The sequence below is a fragment of the Pseudomonas sp. SDO5591_S426 genome (assembly GCF_054070755.1).
Window position 1 is genome coordinate 1 of record NZ_JBSVXD010000276.1, and the last position, 5,519, is coordinate 5,519.

Annotated in this window: 7 protein-coding genes; 5 read left to right on the forward strand and 2 right to left on the reverse strand. The window is 60.1% G+C overall.

All coding sequences use genetic code 11. The features are described 5' to 3' along the window. Nucleotides 1-130: 130 nt before the first annotated feature. The 3 genes from ACW9JC_RS28365 to ACW9JC_RS28375 all read left to right on the forward strand — a co-directional run bounded on the left by ACW9JC_RS28365 (nt 131) and on the right by ACW9JC_RS28375 (nt 2,705). A complete protein-coding gene (locus tag ACW9JC_RS28365; protein ID WP_457459181.1) occupies nt 131-1,597 on the forward strand; it encodes a nucleobase:cation symporter-2 family protein in 1,467 nt (488 codons plus the stop codon). Between the two features lie 62 nt (nt 1,598-1,659). Then, nucleotides 1,660-2,133 carry an LEA type 2 family protein gene (locus ACW9JC_RS28370; RefSeq protein ID WP_457459183.1) on the forward strand — a complete coding sequence of 158 codons (474 nt, stop codon included), beginning with the start codon at nt 1,660-1,662 and terminating at the stop codon, nt 2,131-2,133. 26 nt (nt 2,134-2,159) lie between these two features. Further along, nucleotides 2,160-2,705 carry a GNAT family N-acetyltransferase gene (locus ACW9JC_RS28375; RefSeq protein ID WP_457459185.1) on the forward strand — a complete coding sequence of 182 codons (546 nt, stop codon included), beginning with the start codon at nt 2,160-2,162 and terminating at the stop codon, nt 2,703-2,705. A 98-nt stretch (nt 2,706-2,803) separates the two neighbouring features. Here ACW9JC_RS28375 and ACW9JC_RS28380 read toward each other — a convergent pair whose 3' ends face one another. After that, nucleotides 2,804-3,727, reverse strand: a complete 924-nt coding sequence (locus tag ACW9JC_RS28380) for a carbon-nitrogen hydrolase family protein (RefSeq protein ID WP_457459187.1) — start codon at nt 3,725-3,727, stop codon at nt 2,804-2,806. Between the two features lie 84 nt (nt 3,728-3,811). Here ACW9JC_RS28380 and ACW9JC_RS28385 point away from each other — a divergent pair, with 84 nt between their 5' ends. After that, nucleotides 3,812-4,720, forward strand: coding sequence for a LysR family transcriptional regulator (locus ACW9JC_RS28385; RefSeq protein ID WP_457459189.1), 909 nt, complete (start codon nt 3,812-3,814; stop codon nt 4,718-4,720). Between the two features lie 3 nt (nt 4,721-4,723). Here the strand turns inward: ACW9JC_RS28385 and ACW9JC_RS28390 are convergent, their stop codons facing one another. After that, nucleotides 4,724-4,978, reverse strand: coding sequence for a hypothetical protein (locus ACW9JC_RS28390; RefSeq protein WP_034146621.1), 255 nt, complete (start codon nt 4,976-4,978; stop codon nt 4,724-4,726). 163 nt (nt 4,979-5,141) lie between these two features. Between ACW9JC_RS28390 and ACW9JC_RS28395 the strand changes: the two genes are divergently transcribed. Then, nucleotides 5,142-5,459 (forward strand): DUF883 family protein, encoded by a 318-nt coding sequence (locus tag ACW9JC_RS28395; RefSeq protein ID WP_338580740.1) that lies wholly within the window; start codon nt 5,142-5,144, stop codon nt 5,457-5,459. Nucleotides 5,460-5,519: the final 60 nt, after the last annotated feature.

The window sequence follows — 5,519 nt, forward strand, 5'->3', positions numbered from 1 at the left end:
TACATAGATCCCTGTAGGAGCTGCCGAAGGCTGCGATCTTTTGATCTGTTCTTTTGCCGTGGCCGGACCGTTCTGGCATCCTGCGCCTCCTTTTTCTGACCCGGCCCCGCCTCCCGGCACGCATACCACCATGACCTCCCCTGAAAAAACCTCGCGCCACAATGACCTGATCTACGGCCTCAACGACCGCCCTCACCTGACGGCTACCGTGTTCGCCGCCCTGCAACACGTACTCGCCAGTTTCGTCGGCATCATCACGCCGACGTTGATCATGGGCAGCGCCCTGGGCCTGCAAAGCGAAATCCCCTATCTGATCAGCATGGCGCTGTTCGTCTCGGGCCTGGGCACTTTCGTTCAGGCGCGGCGCTTCGGCCCTATCGGTTCAGGATTGCTGTGCCTGCAAGGCACCAGTTTCTCGTTCATCAGTGTGATCCTCAGTGCCGGTTTCATGGTCAAGGCCCGGGGCGGCGGCACCGATGAAATCCTCTCGACGATCTTCGGCGTGTGCTTCTTCGCTGCGTTCATCGAAGTGGTGTTGAGCCAGTTCATCGGCAAGCTGCGGATGCTGATCACCCCGGTGGTGACCGGCACCATCATCACGCTGATGGGGCTGTCGCTGATCAAGGTCGCGATGACCGACATCGCCGGTGGTTTCGGCGCTCCTGACCTCGGCGCTGCGAGCCATCTTGGCCTGGCGGCATTGGTGCTCGGGACCATCGTGGTGTTGAACCGGGTTGACGTACCGTTCCTGCGCCTGGGCGCGATTGTCATTGGCCTGACCCTCGGTTACTTCGTCGCCTGGCTGTTGGGCCAGGTCGATTTCGCCAGCCTGCCCGCCGTGCCGCTGGTGAGCGTGCCGGTGCCGTTCAAGTACGGCTTCTCGTTCGACTGGGTGGCGTTCGTGCCGGTGGCGGTGATTTTCCTGGTGTCGCCGCTGGAAGCCGCCGGCGACCTGACCGCCAACTCGATGATTTCCCGGCAACCGGTCAAAGGCCCGGTCTACATTCGCCGGATCAAATCCGGGTTGCTCGCCGACGGCCTCAACTCGGCGATGGCGGCGGTGTTCAACAGCATGCCGATGGTGACCTTCGCCCAGAACAACGGCGTGATTCAGTTGACCGGTGTGGCCAGCCGCTACGTGGCGTTTTTCATCGCCGGTTTGTTGGTGGTGCTGGGGCTGTTCCCAATGATTGGCGCGGTGCTGCAACTGATGCCGAAACCGGTGCTCGGTGGCGCCGAGTTGGTGATGTTCGGCACCGTGGCCGTGGCCGGGATCAAGATCCTCGCCGAAGCCGGCCTGCATCGGCGCAACATGCTGATCGTGGCGATTTCCCTCGGCATGGGCCTGGGTGTTGCCGCTGTACCCGAAGTTTTGCGAGAGCTGCCGAAGGCGTTGCACAACATCTTCGAATCACCGATCACCGTCGGCGCGTTGTGTGCGATCGTGTTGAACATCTTCCTGCCGGAAGAATTCATCGAACTGGAAGAAGACGATTTCGATCCTGAAGCCTCGATCCTGCAGGTCATGGAAAACCCGGATGTCCCGGCCAAGGGTGAACCCGCCAGGCCTGCGGTTGTCGCACAGTTGAACCGCTAGACAATTGCTCAAGGGCCGAGCCGCTGGCGGTTCCGCCCTTTTTTACTTGTGAGAGCACGTTCATGCGCAGCGTACACGCCGTTATCCTTTCCCTCTTGTTGCTCTCCCTGAGCGCCTGCGCACTGTTGCCGAATCGCGATCCGCTGAACATCAACGTGGTCGGCATTGAGCCCCTGCAAAGCCAGGACATGGAAATCCGCTTTGCCGTGAAGATTCGCGTGCAGAACCCCAATGAAAGCTCGATCAGTTTCAACGGCGTGTCCCTTGACCTCGATATCAACGGCCAACCCTTCGCCTCCGGCGTCAGCGATGAATCAGGCTCGATTGCGCGCTTCTCCGAAACCGTGTTGACGGTGCCGGTCAGCGTGTCGGCGTTTTCGGTGCTGCGCCAGACCTTCGGCCTGAGCCAGGTGCAAACCCTGAACAACATGCCCTACATCCTGCGCGGCAAACTCGCCGGAGGCTTGTTCGGCACGATGCGTTTCGTCGATAGTGGCAAGCTCAGCCTGCCGGGACCGACTACCGGCAGTCCGTAAGACTTATTCAAGGAGCTGCAAAAAACATGGACGCCATTCCCACGCTGTACACCGAACGCCTGATCCTGCGCCCGTTGGAACTGGCCGATGCCGAGGCCATTCAACAACAGTTCCCGCACTGGGAAGTGGTGCGCTACCTGAACGCGTTCGTGCCATGGCCTTATCCCGCCGACGGGGCGCTGACTTATCTGCGCGATATTGCCCTGCCGGCGATTGCCCGTGGCGAGGAATGGCACTGGTCGATTCGGCTGAAAACTGCACCTGATCAGTTGGTCGGCAATGTCAGTCTGATGACCGAGCAGGACAACAACCGTGGTTTCTGGCTCGGTCCGCAATGGCAGGGTCAGGGCTTGATGACGGAGGCCAGTGAGGCTGTCACTCGGTTCTGGTTCGAGACCCTCGGTCGTGAGGTGTTGCGCGTGCCAAAAGCGGCGCCGAACATTGGCTCGCGCAAACTCTCCGAACGTACCGGCATGCGCTTGGTCCGCACCGCTGAGGGCAACTTCGTCGGTGGCAGATTCCCGAAAGAAATCTGGGAAATCACCCGCGAAGAGTGGCTCCAGCAACACTGAAAATCCAATGTGGGAGCTAGCCTGCTAGCGATGACAGTGTGTCAGTTGCCATAGATGCTGGCTGACACACCATCGCTAGCAGGCTAGCTCCCACAGGGTCATGTGTTGAAACGGACACCGGGGTTGGCCCGCTCATCCACCGTCAACTCGAATACATCCGGGCGCGCATAGTGCCCCACCACGTCGTAGTCGTAACGCGCGCGGATCAGATCATCGGTGTCAATCTCGGCGGTCAGTAAGCCGCGATCACCCCGCAACGGACCTGCCAGCACATCGCCCATCGGTCCGACAATCACACTGCCACCGGCAATCAACGGCCGATCCGCCGGCCAGTTGGCAATCTCGATGCCCAGAGCCTGCGGCGAATCCTGAACCTGACAGGCGCTGACCACGAAGCAGCGGCCCTCGTGGGCGATATGGCGCATGCTGACCTGCCACATCTCACGCTCGTCCACCGTCGGCGCGCACCACACCTCCACGCCTTTGGCGTACATTGCCGTGCGTAGCAGCGGCATCATGTTTTCCCAGCACACCACTGCGCCGATTCGTCCAACCTGACTGTCGATCACCGGCAAGGTCGAACCATCGCCCTTGCCCCAGATCAGTCGTTCAGTGCCGGTCGGCATCAGTTTGCGGTGCTTGCCCACCAAACCGGCCTGCGGATCGAAATACAGCGCGGTGCAGTACAACGTGCTGCCGGACCGCTCAATGACACCGATGACCAGATTGGCGCCGGTACGCGCCGACAAACCCGCCAACGCTTCGGTTTCTGCGCCCGGCACATCGATGGCATTGGCGAAATAACGGGCGAAGGCTTCACGACCTTCCGGCAGGCGATAGCCGAGTTGCGTACCAAAACCTTCGCCTTTCGGATAACCGCCGAGCAGCGCCTCGGGCATCACTACCAGTGCGGCAGCGGATTCGATGATCGCGCTTTCATACGACAGAATCTGTTCCAGCGTCTCAGCCTTGCCGCCGGGCAAGGCGCCGATTTGCAGTGCAGCAACGATTGACTTGGGCATCGCGGTAACTCCGTTTGCATCAGGTGTTGCTGATTCTCCGGCGTCACGGGATCATGAATAAAGCCCCATTGACTGCTGAATGATATGAATCAGATGAATATCGCCAACATCGATCTCAACCTGCTGAAAGTCTTCGAAGCGCTGCACGAGGAATCCAGTGCCAGTCGTGCAGCCCTGCGCCTTGGGGTGACGCAATCGGCGGTCAGCGCGGCGCTGCGTCGGTTGCGCGAGGTGTATGGCGATCAATTGTTTGTGCGCACCGGTCGCGGCCTCGCGCCGACACTCAAGGCCAATCAACTCAAACCGGTAGTCAGCGATGCGCTGAACAAATGCCGGCAGAGCCTGGCGATGGTCGATCCGGGCGCCAGCCATTACGACGGGCGCTCCGTGACGGTGGGCATGTCAGATGATTTCGAGATTGCCTACGGCCGGCGTTTGATCGAAGAAGTCGCCCGCAGCGCGCCGAAGCTGCGCTTGATCTTTCGACAGACCCACAGCCAGATCGTCGCTCAAGCGCTGATGGAACGCAGCATCGACCTGGCGATTACCGCCGGAGGGTTTGCCGAACGGCTGCTCAGTCGTCAGGTGTTGGGTGAAGGGAGTTACGCGTGTCTGGTCGACCCACTCAGCCTGGCCGCAGACCAGCAAGGCATCAGCCTTGAGGAATTCGTCGCCCGCGAACATATCCTGGTGTCGTCGGGAGGCTTTATCGGCATTACCGATGAGGGACTGGCGGCGCTAGGTCTGAGTCGACGGGTCTGCGCCTCGACCACGCATTTCGCGGCATTGCCGCATCTGCTCAAGGGCAGTCAGGCGGTGGCGACCATTCCGGCCCATGCCGCCAGCAGCATCGCAGCGCTCAGTGGCCTGATGTTGCTGCCCTGCCCTTTGGCGTTACCGCGCTACCCGATCGAACTGGGTTGGCGCACCAGCACCCAGCTCGATCCGGTGGTATTGAAAGTGCGCGAGGCCATTGTCGCGAGTTTTGCGTAATCGTTACTTGCTGGCGGCCATCAGGCGATTGACTTCACTGCGCACCATGTTCGAGAACTCGGGCGGCGACATACCGTCCAGCTCGGCCCGGACCCACTCGGCCCATTTGCCTTTGCGTTTGGCGCGTTCGCCGAACAACCGTGCAGCTTCGCCCTTGGCTTTGCCAAGGTTGTTTTGCCAGAGTTCGAAAAGACGGGATTTTTCATCTTCAAGCGCAGCGCGCTCGGCAAGGGGTTTGTCGGCCAGATTGAAGCTCATGGGAATTTCCTGCTGCGTAAAATAGGCGACATCTTACACTGTAGGACGAAACGTCCTGCGCTGGATTTCTTCGGGATTGCGCCAGAACGTTAAGTCGCTGCAACTTTTTCAATCGCGGCGCACTCCATTGTTCACTGTCCACTTATCTGCAAGGAGTACTTCAATGGCCCGGAAAACCGCCGCCCAAGCCGCCGAAGATCAAATCAAGGATCAGGCCTTCAGCGAACTTCAGTCTTTGATCGAAGAATCGGAAAAACTGCTGAAAAGCAGCGCTTCACTGGTCGGTGAGGAAGCCGAGACACTGCGTGGGCAAATCGCCCAGAAACTTCAGCAGGCTCGGGACTCGGTGACCAGCGTGCGCGACCGGACCCTGCCTGCAGTCGAAGCCACCGAAACCTACATCGGCGGTCATCCATGGCAAACCGTGGCGGTATCGGCTGGTTTTGGTCTGGTGGTTGGTTTGTTGTTGGCTCGACGCTAACCCTCCCAACAGCCCAAACCCTGTGGGAGCGGGCTTGCCCGCGATGGCGGCGTGTCAGCC

Excerpts from the sequence above, each read along its gene's own strand:
- ACW9JC_RS28395 (WP_338580740.1), top strand. The coding sequence starts at position 5,142 with ATGGCCCGGAAAACCGCCGCCCAAGCCGCCGAAGATCAAATCAAGGAT.
- ACW9JC_RS28375 (WP_457459185.1), top strand. The coding sequence starts at position 2,160 with ATGGACGCCATTCCCACGCTGTACACCGAACGCCTGATCCTGCGCCCG.
- ACW9JC_RS28390 (WP_034146621.1), bottom strand. The coding sequence starts at position 4,978 with ATGAGCTTCAATCTGGCCGACAAACCCCTTGCCGAGCGCGCTGCGCTT.
- ACW9JC_RS28385 (WP_457459189.1), top strand. The coding sequence starts at position 3,812 with ATGAATCAGATGAATATCGCCAACATCGATCTCAACCTGCTGAAAGTC.
- ACW9JC_RS28365 (WP_457459181.1), top strand. The coding sequence starts at position 131 with ATGACCTCCCCTGAAAAAACCTCGCGCCACAATGACCTGATCTACGGC.
- ACW9JC_RS28370 (WP_457459183.1), top strand. The coding sequence starts at position 1,660 with ATGCGCAGCGTACACGCCGTTATCCTTTCCCTCTTGTTGCTCTCCCTG.
- ACW9JC_RS28380 (WP_457459187.1), bottom strand. The coding sequence starts at position 3,727 with ATGCCCAAGTCAATCGTTGCTGCACTGCAAATCGGCGCCTTGCCCGGC.